The 16,669-nt window shown below is 41.0% G+C and carries 20 protein-coding genes; 14 read left to right on the top strand and 6 right to left on the bottom strand.

The annotated features are described in order from the left end of the window. Positions 1-83 precede the first annotated feature (83 nt). Positions 84-1,232 carry a Rap family tetratricopeptide repeat protein gene (locus ACLGGR_RS00865; RefSeq protein WP_251215401.1) on the top strand — a complete coding sequence of 383 codons (1,149 nt, stop codon included), beginning with the start codon at positions 84-86 and terminating at the stop codon, positions 1,230-1,232. Between the two features lie 90 nt (positions 1,233-1,322). Here ACLGGR_RS00865 and ACLGGR_RS00860 read toward each other — a convergent pair whose 3' ends face one another. After that, a complete protein-coding gene (locus ACLGGR_RS00860; RefSeq protein ID WP_410972323.1) occupies positions 1,323-2,648 on the bottom strand; it encodes a S8 family peptidase in 1,326 nt (441 codons plus the stop codon). Between the two features lie 583 nt (positions 2,649-3,231). Between ACLGGR_RS00860 and ACLGGR_RS00855 the strand changes: the two genes are divergently transcribed. Together ACLGGR_RS00855 and ACLGGR_RS00850 are read left to right on the top strand one after the other, a co-directional pair. Continuing rightward, complete coding sequence (locus tag ACLGGR_RS00855; protein WP_142944867.1) at positions 3,232-3,966, top strand: poly-gamma-glutamate hydrolase family protein; 735 nt, start codon at positions 3,232-3,234, stop codon at positions 3,964-3,966. A gap of 76 nt (positions 3,967-4,042) precedes the next feature. Further along, positions 4,043-4,492 carry an OsmC family protein gene (locus tag ACLGGR_RS00850; protein WP_142944868.1) on the top strand — a complete coding sequence of 150 codons (450 nt, stop codon included), beginning with the start codon at positions 4,043-4,045 and terminating at the stop codon, positions 4,490-4,492. Positions 4,493-4,538: 46 nt separating this feature from the next. Here ACLGGR_RS00850 and erbB read toward each other — a convergent pair whose 3' ends face one another. The 4 genes from erbB to ACLGGR_RS00830 all read right to left on the bottom strand — a co-directional run bounded on the left by erbB (position 4,539) and on the right by ACLGGR_RS00830 (position 6,191). After that, the gene (gene erbB / locus ACLGGR_RS00845) at positions 4,539-4,907 is read right to left on the bottom strand and encodes an SMR family multidrug efflux transporter EbrB (RefSeq protein WP_410972322.1); all 369 of its coding nucleotides are present in this window, start codon (positions 4,905-4,907) and stop codon (positions 4,539-4,541) included. A 15-nt stretch (positions 4,908-4,922) separates the two neighbouring features. After that, positions 4,923-5,240, bottom strand: coding sequence for an SMR family multidrug efflux transporter EbrA (gene erbA / locus ACLGGR_RS00840; protein ID WP_251219050.1), 318 nt, complete (start codon positions 5,238-5,240; stop codon positions 4,923-4,925). 2 nt (positions 5,241-5,242) lie between these two features. Beyond that, positions 5,243-5,785, bottom strand: a complete 543-nt coding sequence (locus ACLGGR_RS00835; RefSeq protein ID WP_410972321.1) for a TetR/AcrR family transcriptional regulator — start codon at positions 5,783-5,785, stop codon at positions 5,243-5,245. A 112-nt stretch (positions 5,786-5,897) separates the two neighbouring features. Continuing rightward, on the bottom strand, positions 5,898-6,191 hold the full coding sequence (locus ACLGGR_RS00830; RefSeq protein WP_410972320.1) for a spore coat protein: 294 nt from the start codon (positions 6,189-6,191) through the stop codon (positions 5,898-5,900). A 104-nt stretch (positions 6,192-6,295) separates the two neighbouring features. On the opposite strand from ACLGGR_RS00830, the gene ACLGGR_RS00825 reads away from it, so the two are divergent. The 9 genes from ACLGGR_RS00825 (at position 6,296) to ACLGGR_RS00785 (ending at position 13,170) form a co-directional block, all read left to right on the top strand. Further along, positions 6,296-6,697, top strand: a complete 402-nt coding sequence (locus ACLGGR_RS00825) for a YmaF family protein (RefSeq protein WP_410972608.1) — start codon at positions 6,296-6,298, stop codon at positions 6,695-6,697. Between the two features lie 70 nt (positions 6,698-6,767). Further along, positions 6,768-7,724, top strand: coding sequence for a tRNA (adenosine(37)-N6)-dimethylallyltransferase MiaA (gene miaA, locus ACLGGR_RS00820; RefSeq protein ID WP_410972607.1), 957 nt, complete (start codon positions 6,768-6,770; stop codon positions 7,722-7,724). Between the two features lie 25 nt (positions 7,725-7,749). Further along, positions 7,750-7,971, top strand: a complete 222-nt coding sequence (gene hfq / locus ACLGGR_RS00815; RefSeq protein ID WP_024424088.1) for an RNA chaperone Hfq — start codon at positions 7,750-7,752, stop codon at positions 7,969-7,971. A 162-nt stretch (positions 7,972-8,133) separates the two neighbouring features. Beyond that, positions 8,134-8,454, top strand: coding sequence for a YmzC family protein (locus ACLGGR_RS00810; protein ID WP_024424087.1), 321 nt, complete (start codon positions 8,134-8,136; stop codon positions 8,452-8,454). A 79-nt stretch (positions 8,455-8,533) separates the two neighbouring features. Next, on the top strand, positions 8,534-8,746 hold the full coding sequence (locus tag ACLGGR_RS00805) for a hypothetical protein (RefSeq protein WP_003212415.1): 213 nt from the start codon (positions 8,534-8,536) through the stop codon (positions 8,744-8,746). Positions 8,747-9,011: 265 nt separating this feature from the next. Next, positions 9,012-9,404, top strand: coding sequence for a class Ib ribonucleoside-diphosphate reductase assembly flavoprotein NrdI (gene nrdI / locus ACLGGR_RS00800; protein WP_008360380.1), 393 nt, complete (start codon positions 9,012-9,014; stop codon positions 9,402-9,404). Beyond that, on the top strand, positions 9,364-11,466 hold the full coding sequence (gene nrdE / locus ACLGGR_RS00795) for a class 1b ribonucleoside-diphosphate reductase subunit alpha (RefSeq protein ID WP_048239869.1): 2,103 nt from the start codon (positions 9,364-9,366) through the stop codon (positions 11,464-11,466). Before nrdI ends, nrdE begins: the two co-directional genes overlap by 41 nt. Positions 11,467-11,483: 17 nt before the next feature. After that, positions 11,484-12,464 carry a class 1b ribonucleoside-diphosphate reductase subunit beta gene (nrdF, locus tag ACLGGR_RS00790; RefSeq protein ID WP_034662137.1) on the top strand — a complete coding sequence of 327 codons (981 nt, stop codon included), beginning with the start codon at positions 11,484-11,486 and terminating at the stop codon, positions 12,462-12,464. A gap of 88 nt (positions 12,465-12,552) precedes the next feature. Next, entirely contained in the window at positions 12,553-13,170 is a 618-nt protein-coding gene (locus ACLGGR_RS00785; RefSeq protein ID WP_024424084.1) for a hypothetical protein, read from the top strand. 67 nt (positions 13,171-13,237) lie between these two features. On the opposite strand, the gene ACLGGR_RS00780 is transcribed toward ACLGGR_RS00785, so the two are convergent. Continuing rightward, positions 13,238-13,996 carry an N-acetylmuramoyl-L-alanine amidase gene (locus tag ACLGGR_RS00780; protein ID WP_410972319.1) on the bottom strand — a complete coding sequence of 253 codons (759 nt, stop codon included), beginning with the start codon at positions 13,994-13,996 and terminating at the stop codon, positions 13,238-13,240. A 320-nt stretch (positions 13,997-14,316) separates the two neighbouring features. On the opposite strand from ACLGGR_RS00780, the gene spoVK reads away from it, so the two are divergent. Together spoVK and hflX are read left to right on the top strand one after the other, a co-directional pair. Further along, the gene (gene spoVK, locus ACLGGR_RS00775) at positions 14,317-15,276 is read left to right on the top strand and encodes a stage V sporulation protein K (protein ID WP_048239875.1); all 960 of its coding nucleotides are present in this window, start codon (positions 14,317-14,319) and stop codon (positions 15,274-15,276) included. Between the two features lie 121 nt (positions 15,277-15,397). Beyond that, positions 15,398-16,669 (top strand): GTPase HflX, encoded by a 1,272-nt coding sequence (gene hflX / locus ACLGGR_RS00770; protein WP_410972318.1) that lies wholly within the window; start codon positions 15,398-15,400, stop codon positions 16,667-16,669.

Below are 16,669 nucleotides of genomic sequence, written 5' to 3'. Positions count from 1 at the left end.
AATAACTTACAATTTGCCTTGAAAACATAAATTATGTAAAATAATAGTTATCAGTTTGATATGATAGAATGGGGCTGAAGTGGATGGCACACAAAATACCATCTTCCGAAGTAGGTGTAAAGATCAATCAATGGTACACGCATATTTGCAAATTTGAAGTTGAACAGGCAAACGGCATGAAGCGCCTTGTTGAAGAAGAAATTCATGATATGGAAGAGGATCAAGATTTACTCCTATATTATTCTCTAATGGATTTTCGCCATCAAATGATGCTTCAGCACTTAGCGCCAGTCCATGCAGGGAGTGAAACGCTTCAAGCAGTGTCCTTTCCTAAAGAAATTGACGATGCAGAAGATGAGATGACAGGCTTACTCGGCTATTATTTTCATTTTTTTCATGGAATGTATGCGTTTATCCAGCGCCGGTATATCGAGGCCATTTCGTATTACAAGCATGCGGAACATCAACTGATTTTAGTGACAGATGAGATTGAAAAAGCAGAATTTTACTATAAAATCGCAGAAGTATACTATCATATGAAACAAACCTATTTCTCCATGCACTATGCTAAAAAGGCGAGAGACATCTATAAGAAACATCAGCTTTATGGAAAAAGAAGCATTCAATGTGATTTTGTCATGGCAGGTAATTGGATTGATGTCAATCAGTATCAAAAAGCGCTTCCTTATTTAGAAAAAGCGTTAAAGGTCTGTGAAGCGATGGAACAAAAAGAATGCACATCTTACTTTAAAGCGATGGCTCTTAATAACTTAGGCACTTGTCATTATAGTATGGGAACGTACCATACAGCGACTGTCTTTTTTGAACAAGCCATTTCACTTTATCAAAAAGATCAAGCATCCACGATGATCAAATCGTTGTTTTCACTTGCCCTCACTTGGTTTAAACTCGGAGATATTCAGCGGGCAGGCGAGGCCATATCTACTGGAATGAACGAGGCTTGTGTATTGGAAGATGAAATTTATCAGTTGAAATTCCAATTTTTGCAGGCACTCTATATAGAGAAAGACGGCTGTGAGCAATTGAGGTCGGCACTTTTTGGCCTGAGAAATAAAAAAATGTTTGCTGATTTAGAGGAATTAGCACTTGATGCGGCTAATTATTATAAGGAACGCGACATGTACAAGGAATCCTCCACTTTTTTTGAAATTGTGATCGAAGCGCGTACGCACATTCAAAAAGGAGATGAGATGTATGAGAACGAAGCATAACATGTCAGCTGCTCAAGTAGATGAAAGACTTCACACATAAAAACGAGACAAACAACACCCTTTACGCATAAACGTAAAGGGCTTTTTTCTTTATTCTTTGATTGCTTTTTCTGCGTCAATTGCACCTGCTCCATAAATCATCGGGTCATCCCCAGACCACTTGCTTGTATTTTCTTTTAACAAGGTTTTGACATCATCCGGCGTTAAATCTGGTGAATGCTCTAACAGTAGAGCGCAAATACCAGCACAAATCGGTGTTGCCATCGATGTGCCAGATAACGTTGTATAATCCTCATCGACTCTGCTTGATTTATCGAGTTTATCCAGAAAGGATCTTGGTGATCTGAGAGAAACGATGTTTACGCCTGGTGCGAGGATATCAGGCTTTGCTTCCCCATAAACAGTTGGCCCTCTGCTTGAAAACGGTGCCACGATATCGTCGCTTGATTCTGGTGTATTCCGGTCATCATAGGCTCCAACCGTAATGACTTTTTGACTGACAGCAGGGCTTGCAATCGTCTGGCTGTTAGGACCAGAGTTTCCGGCAGCGACGCATACAACAATGCCTTGATCCCAAGCAGCATTGACAGCACGCACCATTGGATCGTCTTGTTCGTCATCGTAACGCTGAGCAGCGCCGCCTAGCGACATACTGATAATATGAATCGGATCATCGGGGTGGTCTTCGTTGAACTGTATGCACCATTCAACCCCTTCTATAATAGTAGAAAGTGATCCAGCGCCTTGTTTATTTAACACTTTCACACCAATCAGATTTGCTTTTGGGGCAGGTCCTTTGTATAAGCCGTCTGAGGCGGCTCCATCTCCAGCGACATCTCCCGCGCAGTGAGTACCGTGGCCATTATCATCATAAGGCTTTGTTTTTTGTTTGACGAAATCTACAAAATCACGAATTCTCCCATCTAAATCTTCATGCGGATAGATTCCCGTGTCAATGACAGCGACCGTAATGCCTTCCCCGGTTAAAGTTGTCCCGTTTCGGATGACCTCTTCAGCATGACTTGCTTGTGTTGCTACATCCAGCAGCGCATGAACTTTCCGGTCTAAATAAATTTTACGAATATGCTCACCGTTTGCTAATAGCTCTTCTAAAGCAGCAGGCGTTAGATCAGCAGCGCAGCAATTGATATGTGAGAAATGTCGTTTTATATTTGTTTTTCTGCTTTTTTTCATGAGCTGTTTTGTGCTTTGAATCCCTGCTTCGGCTGCACCTTCATTAAATTCAATGATCACACGAAGTTTCTTTTTCTTCTTCAGTCTGCCTTCGAAAAAACGATGAAGAAAGCATGGCGTCCATTTAAAAGGTTTATAAAGGTGAAGAACGGTCTCTCTTAAAGGCTGATCTAGTTTACTAGCATGTGTTCTGACCATTTGCACCATAGAAAATCCAAACATGTGATGCCCTCCATTCCAGCTATCCATTCTCGTACACTCTTACATTATGAGAATGAGAACTGCTTGGTTCGGATTCTTGTCCTTCCTTTTCTTCATATTGGCGGCTTGCTTATGTCTTTCAAAAAGAAAAGCGCTTACATTTTGTAAAATAATAGAAAAAGGTGGAAATCATGTAGAATCTGCCGATGTTAGGTGAGAGAGTTCTTCTGAGAGAACCAGTGAAAAAAAGCATTTTGCAGAAAAAGGAGGGTTGTAGACAGGGTCAATGCTCATATAAATGTGACTCGTTACAGATGAAAAAAATCAAATCCTTATTAAAAAAAGCCGAATTAAAGAAAACAGACTGGATAGGACTAGGTCATATTAAACATAACGTCATTTGTTTGTCATACTATTCTAACTCTGTTTTCAAAGACGACAGGCGTTTCTGTGTATATAAATGCAATTATCTTATTTTTGAGGAATCTCATGATCTAGAGTGTTATGATCAAACGTGAAGAGAAAATGTGGAAAAAATGATAAGAAATGATGATTCAATATAAATCATAGAAACGGCTTAGAAATCTGTTAAAGGAGAACGGGAATGAAGAAGTTTTTTGCTTTGCTTCTCCTGCTTGCGATCGGATGGGGCGTTTATTATACCATGCAAGCACAGGAACATGATGAGCCAGTGTCATCAGGTGGGGAAGACGAAAGCGGTTCAAATGATATTTATCGAAATTTTAAAGAACTGGAAGAAAACGAATCAACGAGCAGCTACAACATTACAGCCAACCCAGTGCCCGGCAGCCGCCTTCTTGTGATGTCACCTCATGGCGGGAGAATAGAAGGCGGCGTAAGTGAGATTGTCCATTTTTTTGACAACGATTTTTCGACTTATTTATTTGAAGGTCTAAGAGAGAATGCATCAGAACTTCATATTACAAGTACAAACTTTGATGAGCCAATCGGCGTCGCGCAGGCAAAAGCACATGATTACATCTTAGCTGTGCATGGATACAAAGGCGAGGAAGGGATTGACCATACTCTCGTCGGCGGAACAGATTACGACCGTGCAGAGAAAATTGTGAACTCATTAGAGCGGAACGGGTTTTCTGCTGAACTGGCTGTCGAACACGCAACCCTGAGCGGAACAAGCAATCATAATATTAATAATCTTACAAAAACAGGGCAAAGTGTACAGCTTGAGATTAGTAGAAGTCAGCGTGAAGCTTTATTTGACAGTTTTGATTTTCGGAGGCGGTCAAGTACAAAAAACGAGGCGTTCTATCGTTATGTCAGGGCGATTCGGACAGTGCTTGATGAAGAGTATACATAAGGGCTGTGCACATGTTAAGACAAGCAGGGGAATTCTTGTTACACTATGAACAGTGATAACAAAAGGAGAGACGGATATGGCGCGTCATCATTTTCATCTTCAGGCAAGCTGGCCTGGTCTGCGTAACGATGTGGGTACAATCGCATGTGAACAATTAAAAACAAAGATTTCGATTCCAAAGGAAATGGACGGTCCAGGTATTGGAACCAATCCAGATGAGATGCTCTTAGGTGCAGCAGCTACGTGTTATATCATTACACTTGCAGCCATGATGGAGCGAAGTCAATTAGAAAAAGAGGATCTATCGATGAGCTCTGAAGCCATCGTAGATGTGACAAATGGTGTGTTTACTTATAAGGAAATCATTCATCGACCTGTCATCACCCTCAAAGAGTCCGCTTCCGCACATGAAATTGAGCTGGCCCGTAAGCTTGCGCATAAAGCCGAAAGCTCATGTATGATCTCAAGAGCTGTTCAGGGTAATGTGAACATTTCCTTAGAAGAAACCATTCAAGTCGGCCGTTAAAACAAAAAAGTCATTTTCTCTTGAAATATGGAGAAAATGACTTTTTTTATGACGTCCATTCGGTTTGATCGAGTTGTGCTTTGGTTTCGTTCTTTTGCTTCTTGGACTGATTTAAGACAATCACGCCGCAGATGACAAGTGCAAGGCCGATGAAGCCTTTCGTGCTGATGGTTTCGTTAAACAGCACAAGTCCTACAAGAGCAGTAAGTGCTGTTCCAACGCCGGACCAAGTTGCATAGGCAGCCGAAAGCTCAATGGTTTTAAGTGCCAAACTGAGGAAAGTAAAGGCGCAGCCAAATCCGATCAGTACCCCAATACTCGGCAGCAGCTGCGAAAAGCCTTGAGAAAGCTTCAGCATTGTACTGCCAAAAACCTCCGTCAAAATGGCCCCTGTTAAGTAGAGCATTCCTTTCATGATCTCCCACATCCTTTATGACATATTTAATAGTACGACCCCTGAGACAAGCATCGCCATCCCAATGACTGCTTTTTGGTTCAAGGTTTCTTTGAAAAAGAGCACGCCAAAAATAGCCGTGAGGACCGTACCAACCCCAGACCATGTTGCGTAAGACATGCTAAGCGGAATGATGTTGAGCGTCAATGACAGCATATAAAAAGCAAGTGTATAGCCAGCCACAACGACAGCGCTAGGCTTCCAGCGCGTAAAGCCATTAGACAATTTTAACATTGCGGCGCCAATGGCTTCTGAAAAAATGGCAACAGCCAAAAAAAGATATCCGAGGATCATGATCATCCCTCCTCTAATAGGTGTAAAATCCGATGAAGTAAAAGGGTTTTTTCCTCTCTTGTCAGCGGTTCAAGCTGAAACATGTCTGAAAACCATATTCCATCACATACAAGGCGGATCAGCTGACTCAGTGCAGGATCGTTTCTTTCCTCAGCTGCTTTTTCTTTGAACTCCGCATAAAAATCACGCCAAGGGCGCAGCAGCGCATCATCAAATGACATGGTAGCCAGCATACTTGTACATAGCTGGGTCGTATGCTGCATATCTAAATCATGTAATGTGGCCAATAGATATGCGCGTACATAAGGCGCTTTTTCGTGTTTGTATGTTTCTTGATACGCCTCGAGCTGCTGACGAAAGCAAAGAATCGCGTGCTCATTCATTTGTTGGATGAGCTCTTCCTTGCTTGAAAAATGATAAAGCAGACCAGCTTTGGTCATATTTGCATGCTCTGCCACCTGCTGAAGGGTGAGCTGGCTTACTCCTTCTTTTAAAATGGTGCTGGCAGCCGCATCAAAAATTTGCTCTTTTTTGGTTTTAGACATAAAAAAAACACCTACTTTACTGAACAGTCGGTAAAGTAAATGTTAACCTATGAAAAAAGAGTGTGTCAATCGATTCATTTTATGAACGGATGTTTTCACTTAAACGTCATATTTAATACCAAGGGTATGGTCCATATGGCGGGTATGGCGGATAAGGGTATCCATAGCCATATCCTGGCGCAAGCAGAGATCCAGCAAGCAGGCCTCCAGCAAAACCACCTAAAAACGGAGGTCCAAAGAATCCAGGACGTCCAAAGCCGAATCCGGGTCTCCCAAACCCAAAACCAGGTCTCCCAAAGCCGAATCCGGGTCTCCCAAACCCAAAGCCAGGGCGTCCAAATCCAAAACCAAAAGGTCTTCTCATGTCTTCTTCTTGAATAAATGGAGGTGTGTCAAAATAATTCATAATAAAAGGCTCCTTTCTCATAAAATCACTGTAACTGACATCAGTGTATTCCGTTGGCCTACATATGTTTGGGTGAACGCCTAATATAAGGAGGAATGTCAAAAATGGGCCTGTATCCATCTGATTGGGCAAAGTGTCCGCCGCATGCTCATGCATATAAAGCACGTACGGATGTAACAGAGGGGCATTATCATTTAATAGAAGGTATTTCACAGCCTGTGAATGGAAGCAATACCGACCGGCATACTCATTTTTATCGCGGGATCACCTCCTTTGAAAGAGGGCATTTCCACAGGTACTACGGGGTCACAGGGCCTGCAATTCCGAGAGTGGATGGAACACATTATCACGAGATCGAGGAAGTTACCTATTCTGCCTATCTCGATTCTGTTCCCATCCCATATGGAGGTGTCGTCTATAGTCCAGATGAGAAGCGGCCAACACATACGCATCGTTTAAAAGGAAAAACGTATGAAGTGGTTGGAAATGAACCGTTTGGCTGGTGATGGGCAGGATATAGGAGAGGAAGAAAAGTTATGCTATACTGTAGGCAGTTTTGTAAAAGAGAGTGATGTTATGAATAAAGCGAAGCAGCCAGTAATCGTGTTAGTAGGGCCGACAGCTGTCGGCAAAACCAAATTGAGCATTGATATAGCCAAAGCATTTAATGGAGAGATTATCAGCGGGGATTCTATGCAGATTTATAAAGGAATGGACATTGGAACAGCTAAAATCACCCCCGAAGAAATGAATGGCATCCCGCACCATTTAATTGATATTAAACAGCCGGACGAATCCTTTTCGACAGCTGAATTTCAGCAGTTGGTCCGTATGAAAATAAAAGAGATTGCTGCTAGAGGGAAAACGCCAATGATTGTCGGCGGAACGGGCCTCTATATCCAATCTGTTTTATATGATTACACATTTACGGAGGAGAAAAGTGATCCTGCTTTTAGAGAAGAAATGACGCTGTTTGAACAGCAGCATGGTGCGCTTTTGCTGCACGAAAAGCTAAAGGCAGTAGATCCTGATGCTGCAAACGCTATTCATCCGAATAACGTCCGCCGCGTGATCCGGGCGCTTGAAGTGATCCATACAACAGGTCAGAAAATGTCGGAGATGCAAAACGGGCATCAAGAAGTTCCTCTTTATGATACAGCCTTCATTGGGCTGAAAATGGATCGAGAGCTTTTGTACGAGCGCATTCATCAAAGAATTGATATGATGATAGATGAGGGCTTAATTGAAGAAGTGAGAGCACTTTATCAATCTGGCTTGAAGGATTGTCAGTCTGTTCAAGCCATTGGTTATAAAGAGCTGTATGCCTATTTTCAAGGTGACTGCTCACTTGATGAAGCTATCCAGCAATTAAAGCAAAATTCCCGTAGATATGCGAAGCGTCAGTTCACGTGGTTCCGTAATAAAATGGCAGTCACTTGGTTTGATATGACACCGCCTTGCCACTTTTCGGACAAAAAAGAGGAAATTTTCGCATATATAGCAGGAAAGCTTGGACTTAAAGCGAAACTGTAGTTATCAGAATCAAGGAGGACGAAACATGAAACCGATTAATATTCAGGAGCAGTTTTTGAATCAGATCCGCAAAGACAATACATTTGTCACAGTATTCTTACTGAATGGCTTTCAGCTTCGCGGTCAAGTGAAAGGGTTTGACAATTTCACGGTGCTGCTTGAAACAGAAGGGAAGCAGCAGCTTATTTATAAACACGCCATTTCTACATTTGCACCTCAAAAGAATGTAAATCTAGAATTAGAATAGGATATGTTGTATTTAAAATAGCCCCATGCATCTGCGAATAAACCGGCCGGAACCCGCTACGTTTTTTGTCAGTGCAGAGGGGCTATTTTGTATGCAATGAAACTTTTCTGCCAATTTTTCGTATAATTCCTTATTGGATATTAGAAGGGTGAGGGGATTCATATGGAAAATGCAGAGCTTGAATTAAGAAGGATTAGAGTGATCCTCCTTTTGATTGGAATTGTTGTCTTGTTTGGATCGTGCGCTATCTCAAACATTGAAACGAGACAAGAAAGTTGGAATAACCATTCTCATGAAAATGCAGATGGCGTTTTACCATCATCTGCTGCACTAAAAAATAATCATTTTGCTGTTGTGAAAGATGATCAAGTACATGTGTACCGGTTTGATGAAAAAGAAGGAGAGCTGACTCTCGTTACAACGAAATACATAGATGAATGGGACGACGAAGAATATGATGATGACCTTGATGAAGAAGAGTAAGCACGTAAATTTACAAATGAATGTGAAGCCGCTACACTATAATCATGCATCAGACATCTAGACAGAAAAGGATGAGTTCATGACACATAAAATTAAAATTAATCATTGGGAACAAACTTGTGAAGACGATTCCTGTTTCGAATATGGAACAAGTGTTTCTGTAAATGGGAAAGAATTAGTGAGAGAAGCTTCAATCGTTTCTGCGCTTGAAGCGGTGCTAAAAGAATTAGGTGTTGAAGTGGAAATTACAGAAGTGTCAGAAGATTTACAGTGCGATGCCTACAAAAAATAAAACAAAAAGTCTAGTCTACTAAGCGATTTTTTTTCGTGTTATGATAGATTTCGGTTTCAGTTGAATAGGGAGTAGAGCAGTCTATTTTTAGATCCTGTTCTGCTCTATTTATTTGAACGTACGAGTTCGGCTATGAAGGTTCGGCCGGGTTGGTTGATTTTTTTCGTTTCGAACATCTATATGTTGTGTTTTGAAAAAACATAGTATACTATATATAGTGAATAGCGAAATGATCAACAATACTAAAAACTAGGTCGTGATGGAATTGATTCAAATCGTATTTGATTCAAAAACAGGAAATGTTCAACGCTTTTTGGACAAGACCCCTTTTACAGACAAACGAAAATTGACTGGAGAAGAGTTTTTGGATACGCCGTTTATTCTCGTCACCTTTACGACAGGATTTGGACAAGTCCCTAGTACCACTCAGTCCTTTTTAGAGAAAAATGCTCACCTTTTACTAGGTGTTGCGGTGAGTGGCAACAAAGTGTGGGGAGATAATTTTGCAAAAAGCGCCGATACGATTTCTAAACAATATCAAGTTCCTATTTTGCACACCTTTGAACTAAGCGGAACAAAAAGGGATGTTGAATTGTTTACACAGGAGGTAGAAAGAATTGTCACAAAATCAGGTTCCAAAGTGGATACAATTAAATAACGAGATTATGATTCAAAAAGAAGGAAAGTTTCAGTTCGATAAGGACAAAGAAGCTGTACATAGTTATTTCGTAGATTACATTAATCAAAACACGGTCTTTTTTCACAATCTAGAAGAGAAGATTGATTACTTAATAGAAAACGACTACTATGAGGAAGAATTTTTAAGACAATACAGCATGGCAGATATTAAAGAAGTCTTTGAAGCTGCATATGCCAAAAAATTTAGATTCCCATCATTTATGAGTGCATTTAAGTTTTACAATGACTATGCACTGAAAACAAATGATAAAAAGAAAATCCTTGAACGCTATGAAGACCGCATTTCAGTTGTAGCTCTTTTCTTTGCGGGTGGAGATAAAGAAAAAGCACTTGAGTTTGTAGAACTGATGATCAATCAAGAGTACCAGCCAAGTACACCAACCTTCTTGAACGCTGGACGTAAAAGACGCGGTGAGCTTGTGAGCTGCTTCTTGCTTGAAGTAAATGACTCACTAAACGATATTTCAAGAGCGATTGATATTTCAATGCAGCTGTCAAAACTAGGCGGCGGCGTCAGTTTGAACCTGTCAAAACTTCGTGCAAAAGGCGAAGCAATCAAAGATGTAGAAAACGCGACAAAAGGTGTCGTCGGCGTGATGAAGCTTCTTGATAATGCATTCAGATATGCAGATCAAATGGGGCAAAGACAAGGATCAGGCAGTGCCTACCTGAATATTTTCCACAGAGATATCAATGATTTCTTAGATACGAAAAAAATCTCTGCCGATGAAGATGTTCGCGTGAAAACACTGTCCATCGGAGTCGTCATCCCGGATAAATTTATCGAGCTTGCTAGAGAAGATAAAACAGCTTACACCTTCTATCCGCATACAGTCTATAAAGAATATGGACAGCATCTTGATGAGATGGACATGGAAGAAATGTATGATGAGCTTGTAGAAAACCCGAAAGTCAAAAAAGAAAAAGTCAATCCGAGAAAGCTTCTTGAAAAATTGGCTGTTCTACGCTCAGAATCAGGCTATCCATATATCATGTTCCAAGATAATGTAAATAGAGAGCATGCCTTGAACCATATTTCACGAGTGAAATTCTCAAACCTTTGCTCAGAAGTGCTTCAGGCTTCAGAGGTTTCTTCTTACACGGACTATGATCAAGATGATGAAATCGGTCTTGATATTTCTTGTAACCTTGGTTCGTTAAATATCATGAATGTCATGAAAAACAAATCAATCGAAAAAACGGTCAAGCTTGCAACAGACTCACTAACGCTTGTGTCTGAAACAACAGACATTCGCAATGCACCGGCTGTTCGAAAAGCGAACAAAGCGATGAAGTCAATCGGACTTGGCGCGATGAACCTTCACGGGTATTTAGCTCAAAACCAAATTGCCTATGAAAGTGAAGAAGCAAGAGATTTCGCAAATACGTTCTTTATGATGGTGAACTACTATTCAATTAAACGCTCAAGTGAGATTGCAAAAGAAAAAGGAGAAACATTCCATCGTTATGAAGGCTCTGGCTATGCAACTGGTGAGTACTTCAATAAATACGTGGAGAATGATTTCACACCAAAAACAGAAAAAGCAGCCGCACTATTTGAAGGCATGCACATTCCAACAAAAGAAGACTGGGCAGCACTCAAAGAATTTGTAGCGGAAAATGGCATGTATCACAGCTATCGTTTATGTATTGCACCAACAGGTTCCATTTCTTATGTTCAATCGGCAACAGCCTCTGTTATGCCAATTATGGAACGTATCGAAGAAAGAACATACGGCAACAGCAAAACCTATTACCCAATGCCAGGTCTTTCAGCGCAAAACTGGTTCTTCTATAAAGAAGCGTACGATATGGACATGTTTAAAGTGGTCGATATGATCGCAACAATTCAGCAGCACGTGGATCAAGGAATCAGCTTTACACTATTCCTGAAAGATACGATGACAACGCGTGATTTAAACCGCATCGATCTTTATGCACACCATAAAGGCATTAAGACACTTTATTATGCAAGAACGAAGGATACAGGGCAGGAAGGCTGTCTTTCTTGTGTTGTTTGATTAAAGGAGAGTTTAACGTGACAAAAATTTATGATGCAGCCAACTGGTCAAAGCACGAAGACGATTTTACACAAATGTTTTACAACCAAAATGTGAAGCAGTTCTGGCTTCCTGAAGAGATTTCCCTAAACGGAGATCTCTTAACATGGAAATATTTAGGTGAAAAAGAGCGAGATACGTACATGAAGGTACTTGCTGGACTGACTTTACTTGATACAGAACAAGGAAATACAGGGATGCCGATTGTTGCTGAACATGTGGACGGCCATCAGCGTAAAGCTGTACTAAACTTTATGGCAATGATGGAAAATGCGGTGCATGCGAAATCATACTCCAATATCTTCATGACACTTGCACCAACTGAAACGATCAGTGAAGTGTTTGAATGGGTCAAGAAGAATAAATTCCTGCAAAAGAAAGCAGATATGATTGTCAGTTTATACCGTTCGATTCAAAAAGACGATCCTATTTCTCTCTTTAAAGCAATGGTTGCTTCTGTTTATTTAGAAAGCTTCCTATTTTATAGTGGTTTTTACTACCCGCTTTATTTCTATGGACAAGGAAAGCTCATGCAAAGTGGTGAAATCATCAACTTAATTTTGCGTGATGAAGCGATTCACGGTGTGTATGTTGGATTATTAGCACAAGAAATTTACAACAAACAAACACCTGAAGTGCAAAAAGAGCTATATGATTTCTCTATTGACCTTTTAAACGAGCTTTATGAAAATGAACTTCATTACACTGAAGATATTTATGACCAAGTTAATTTATCGCATGATGTGAAAAAGTTCATTCGTTACAATGCCAATAAAGCGTTAATGAACCTTGGATTTGCCCCTTACTTTGAAGAAGAAGAGATCAATCCTATTGTATTGAATGGACTCAATACAAAAACAAAGTCGCATGACTTCTTCTCAATGAAAGGGAACGGCTACAAAAAAGCAACAGTTGAGCCGTTAAAAGATGACGACTTCTTCTTTGGAGATGAATCATAAGGAAAGCGTAAAAGTCAAAACGCATCACTCGTTTTGGCTTTTTGCCATTTCTAACAATGTGTTAGTTACATACTGGAGGTTACCGAACATGGGAAAAATGGACGAAATCATTTTAGTTGCACCACGCGCACGCGTTTTCCAAAATGAAACACTTGCGTTTAATGGTGTGAACAGTGAAGAGAAAACAATCAGCACAATAATGAAAGAAATCGAAGAGCACTTCGAGCAAATGCGAAGAGGGGATGCAGAAGAAAATCCTGACTTCAAGCAGCCGATTCCTTATGTCGTGATTAAGCGTGAGGACGAAGTGTACGTATACGAAAGACTTCAAGGCGGAGGAGAGACTCGCTTACATCATAAGTTATCTCTTGGCTTTGGGGGGCATATGAATTTCATCGAAGGAAAAAACTTTGCTGAGATTCTAAAAGAAAATACAGATCGTGAGCTCGACGAAGAACTTTCTATTCAAGAAGAAGACAAACTTGAAATGAAAACCCTTGGATTAATCAATGACGATGACAACAGTGTCGGCCGTGTGCACATCGGACTGTTATCAGCGCTTGAGCTATCTCCGGGTGCTCATGTGGAAGTAAAAGAAACAGATCAAATCTCAGGAAAATGGATGAAAGCAGCCGATTTGAAAAAGCCTGAATACTTCGACCGTCTTGAAACATGGTCTCAATTTGTCGTCAACATCCTAGCGTAAATGAATACACAACAAACCGGCTCAAGTCTTTCGCTGAGCCGGTTTGTTTCGTTACAACAGCTTCAGCTTATTGGAAAACGAATGCGTCGTGACCGGCCTGCTTTAATCTTGCGACGAGGTCATCTGCATTTTGCTTTGTACGGAAAGCCCCGGCCTGTACTCGGAACATGCCGCCGTCTAATACAACAAACGCGTCAAAGCCTTTGGATTTAAGTGTGGCTGCTAATTCATCTGCATTGGCTTTCACTTTGAAAGCTCCTGCCTGCACTTTATAAAGATTACCTGCTTTTTTTTTCAATTGAAAGGCTTCTTCTAGACCAGTCGCATGAGCGCGAGCGATGCTTTGAAGGAAGGTTGCGTTGCGGAGCTTATTAGCATCAGCTGCCGTATCAATGAAACCATTCTCTGTTAAAATAGCGGACATAGAAGTTTCTCGAAGAACGTGGAAGTTCGCAGTTTTCTTGCCGCGGTTAGCAAAATCAACCGAGCGGACAATCTCATCATGAAGAGCGTTGCGATACGTGGTAGTCGGTGCTGAAACGCCAGGATACACATAGCTTTCAAACCCTGTACCCCCGCCAGCATTAATATGAATAGACACGAAATAGTCAGCTCCCCAGCTGTTTGCCGCATTCGTACGCTGGGACAAAGTGACGGATTGGTCAGTTGAACGACTTAAGCGGACAGAAACCCCATCATATTCACTAATCAACATGTCTCTCAATAAAAGCGCGATTTGAAGTGTTATATTTTTCTCCAAAAGTCCATTAGCACTAGCTCCAGAATCTGTTCCTCCGTGGCCAGGATCAATAAAAATTTTCACCATCTATTCATCACCTCGTCTTTATTTTATGAGAAAATAGAAGAATTGCCTGTACAAAATGCGGAAATCATTGAGACTCTTTTCTGCATCATTTGTGATCAAAAAGCTACATTTTTCTAAGAAAAAGCAAATTGTTGGTTTGTCCGCCCAAAAGGGATGAATACAATGGAAATAGCAAATCATTTCCTGGGAAACCGCAGAAATCCCTACAATATCCGGTATCTCGGGTCATTTTGACAGCAAACTTGGGCTTAAGCGGGCGATTGTCACGATTACAGCTCCACCCGAATAGAATAAAGAGAGAAGAGCGAGAGGTGAATACGTTGGAGCGAGCTGTCACATATAAAAACAACGGCCAAATCAATATTATACTTAACGGACAAAAGCAAGTATTGGTTGATGCAGACTCAGAGGCAGAATACCTGGAAGCCTTGCAGAAAAATGAGGCAAAACACAGCATCTTACGGGAAATAGAGCGTGAAATGAACAGCCTTGTCGGTATGGATGAAATGAAACGAAACATAAAAGAGATTTATGCTTGGATTTTTGTTAATCAAAAACGGCAGGAACAAGGGTTAAAGGTAGGGAAACAAGCGCTTCATATGATGTTCAAAGGAAATCCAGGCACAGGAAAAACCACAGTTGCAAGACTTGTCGGGAAGCTTTTCTTTGAAATGAATGTGCTCTCAAAGGGTCACTTAATTGAAGCAGAACGCGGTGATCTTGTTGGAGAGTACATTGGTCATACAGCGCAAAAAACAAGGGATTTAATTAAAAAATCACTAGGTGGTATTTTGTTCATTGACGAAGCCTATTCTCTTGCGCGCGGAGGAGAAAAGGATTTTGGAAAAGAGGCGATTGATACCCTTGTGAAACATATGGAGGACAAACAGCACGAATTCATTCTCATTCTTGCTGGTTACTCCAAGGAAATGGAGCATTTTCTTTCTTTAAACCCCGGCCTGCAATCAAGATTTCCAATCAATATCAGCTTTCCTGACTATACAGTCGATCAGCTTATGGATATTGCAAAACGAATGATGGCGGACAGAGAATATGTATTTACACAAGAAGCTGAATGGAAGCTGCGGGATTATTTAATGCACATTAAAAGTACCACAAGCCCGGCAAAATTCAGCAACGGCCGGTTTGTGCGAAACACCATTGAAAAAGCCATACGAACCCAGGCGATGAGACTGCTTCTTGTGGATCATTATGATAAAAAAGATCTGCTGACCATTAAAAGTCACGATCTTCAAATGAAAGAGGATACGCCTTCTTGAATTGGCGTATCCTTTTTATAAAGAGTCACTAAAATAAACCAGCCGAATAGTGGTATACGTGTGATGTGTTTGGTATGATGGTACTACTGAAAACTTAAGTACAGAAAGGAAACAACTGACGTTGAATGAACATGAAATGACTGAAAAAGCGATCCTTGTCGGCTGTCAATTGCCGCATGTAACGGATGAACGCTTTCAATACTCAATGGAAGAATTAGCTTCCTTAACCAAAACGGCTGGCGGTGAAGCTGTCAGCGTGATGACGCAGAAGAGAAATAGACAAGACAGCGCAACGTATATCGGTAAAGGGAAAGTAGAAGAACTTGAGGTACTTTGCGAGGAACTCGAATGTGATGTCATTATTTTTAACGACGAGCTTTCTCCAAGCCAGCTAAAAGCTTTGGCGACTGCTTTAGATGTGAAAATTATTGATCGTACGCAATTGATTTTAGATATCTTTGCCAAAAGGGCCCGTACAAGAGAGGGGAAGCTGCAAATAGAGCTTGCCCAGCTTCAGTATGCCCTGCCGAGACTAAGTGGACAAGGGATCAGCCTCTCAAGACAAGGGGGCGGAATTGGCGCAAGAGGTCCAGGTGAAACAAAACTTGAAACAGATAGACGCCATATTCGAAACCGCATTCACGAAATTAACGGGCAGTTATCCGCAGTCAAAGAACACCGAACAAGATACCGGGAACGCCGAAAGAAAAATGGTGTGTTCCAAATTGCCATTGTCGGGTATACGAATGCCGGAAAATCAACTTTGTTTAACCAGTTAACAGAAGCGGATAGTCATGAAGAGGATTTGCTGTTTGCGACACTTGATCCAATGACACGTAAGATGTCATTAGAATCTGGCTATAGTGTGCTGATTTCAGATACAGTAGGCTTTATCCAAGACCTTCCGACCACATTGATTGCCGCATTTCGTTCCACCCTTGAAGAAGTGAAGGAAGCCGATTATTTGCTTCATGTCATCGACTCCTCTAATGAGGATTATGAAGGACACGAACGAACGGTTCATGAGCTTTTAGAAGAATTAGAAGCGGACCGTATTCCGATGCTGACTGTTTATAACAAGGAAGATCAAATCCGACCAGATTTCATCCCATCTACAAAGCATCGCCACATATTAATCAGTGCTAGACGCAAAGAAGATGTGAAAAGGTTAAAAGCGGATATTATGGCTGAGCTGAAAAAAGCCTTTTTAAAGCCATACCATGTGAAGATTCCAGCGTATGAAGGAAAGCTCATCTCCGCATTAAAATCAGAAACGCTTGTGGAATCACTAGAATTTCAAAAAGAAGCAGAGATATATGACATCACCGGATTTAGTGGTGAAGATCAGACCATTTTAGGCCAAATCAAGAAGTATATGTTGGAAAGGAATTAA

The organism is Bacillus sp. BD48 (assembly GCF_046566805.1).
GTDB classification, from domain to species: domain Bacteria; phylum Bacillota; class Bacilli; order Bacillales; family Bacillaceae; genus Bacillus; species Bacillus safensis.
The sequence above is the reverse complement of the archived record's forward strand: the minus strand, read 5'-3'. Positions and strand labels throughout refer to the sequence as shown.

Bases quoted from the DNA above. Each gene is read 5' to 3' on its own strand.
- ACLGGR_RS00830 (WP_410972320.1), bottom strand. From the start codon at position 6,191: ATGAATTATTTTGACACACCTCCATTTATTCAAGAAGAAGACATGAGA.
- ACLGGR_RS00805 (WP_003212415.1), top strand. From the start codon at position 8,534: ATGACACATAAAATTAAAATTAATCATTGGGAACAAACTTGTGAAGAC.
- ACLGGR_RS00855 (WP_142944867.1), top strand. From the start codon at position 3,232: ATGAAGAAGTTTTTTGCTTTGCTTCTCCTGCTTGCGATCGGATGGGGC.
- miaA (WP_410972607.1), top strand. From the start codon at position 6,768: ATGAATAAAGCGAAGCAGCCAGTAATCGTGTTAGTAGGGCCGACAGCT.
- ACLGGR_RS00850 (WP_142944868.1), top strand. From the start codon at position 4,043: ATGGCGCGTCATCATTTTCATCTTCAGGCAAGCTGGCCTGGTCTGCGT.
- hfq (WP_024424088.1), top strand. From the start codon at position 7,750: ATGAAACCGATTAATATTCAGGAGCAGTTTTTGAATCAGATCCGCAAA.
- ACLGGR_RS00865 (WP_251215401.1), top strand. From the start codon at position 84: ATGGCACACAAAATACCATCTTCCGAAGTAGGTGTAAAGATCAATCAA.
- erbB (WP_410972322.1), bottom strand. From the start codon at position 4,907: ATGAAAGGAATGCTCTACTTAACAGGGGCCATTTTGACGGAGGTTTTT.
- erbA (WP_251219050.1), bottom strand. From the start codon at position 5,240: ATGATCCTCGGATATCTTTTTTTGGCTGTTGCCATTTTTTCAGAAGCC.
- ACLGGR_RS00825 (WP_410972608.1), top strand. From the start codon at position 6,296: ATGGGCCTGTATCCATCTGATTGGGCAAAGTGTCCGCCGCATGCTCAT.
- ACLGGR_RS00835 (WP_410972321.1), bottom strand. From the start codon at position 5,785: ATGTCTAAAACCAAAAAAGAGCAAATTTTTGATGCGGCTGCCAGCACC.
- ACLGGR_RS00810 (WP_024424087.1), top strand. From the start codon at position 8,134: ATGGAAAATGCAGAGCTTGAATTAAGAAGGATTAGAGTGATCCTCCTT.
- ACLGGR_RS00860 (WP_410972323.1), bottom strand. From the start codon at position 2,648: ATGTTTGGATTTTCTATGGTGCAAATGGTCAGAACACATGCTAGTAAA.
- ACLGGR_RS00785 (WP_024424084.1), top strand. From the start codon at position 12,553: ATGGGAAAAATGGACGAAATCATTTTAGTTGCACCACGCGCACGCGTT.
- ACLGGR_RS00780 (WP_410972319.1), bottom strand. From the start codon at position 13,996: ATGGTGAAAATTTTTATTGATCCTGGCCACGGAGGAACAGATTCTGGA.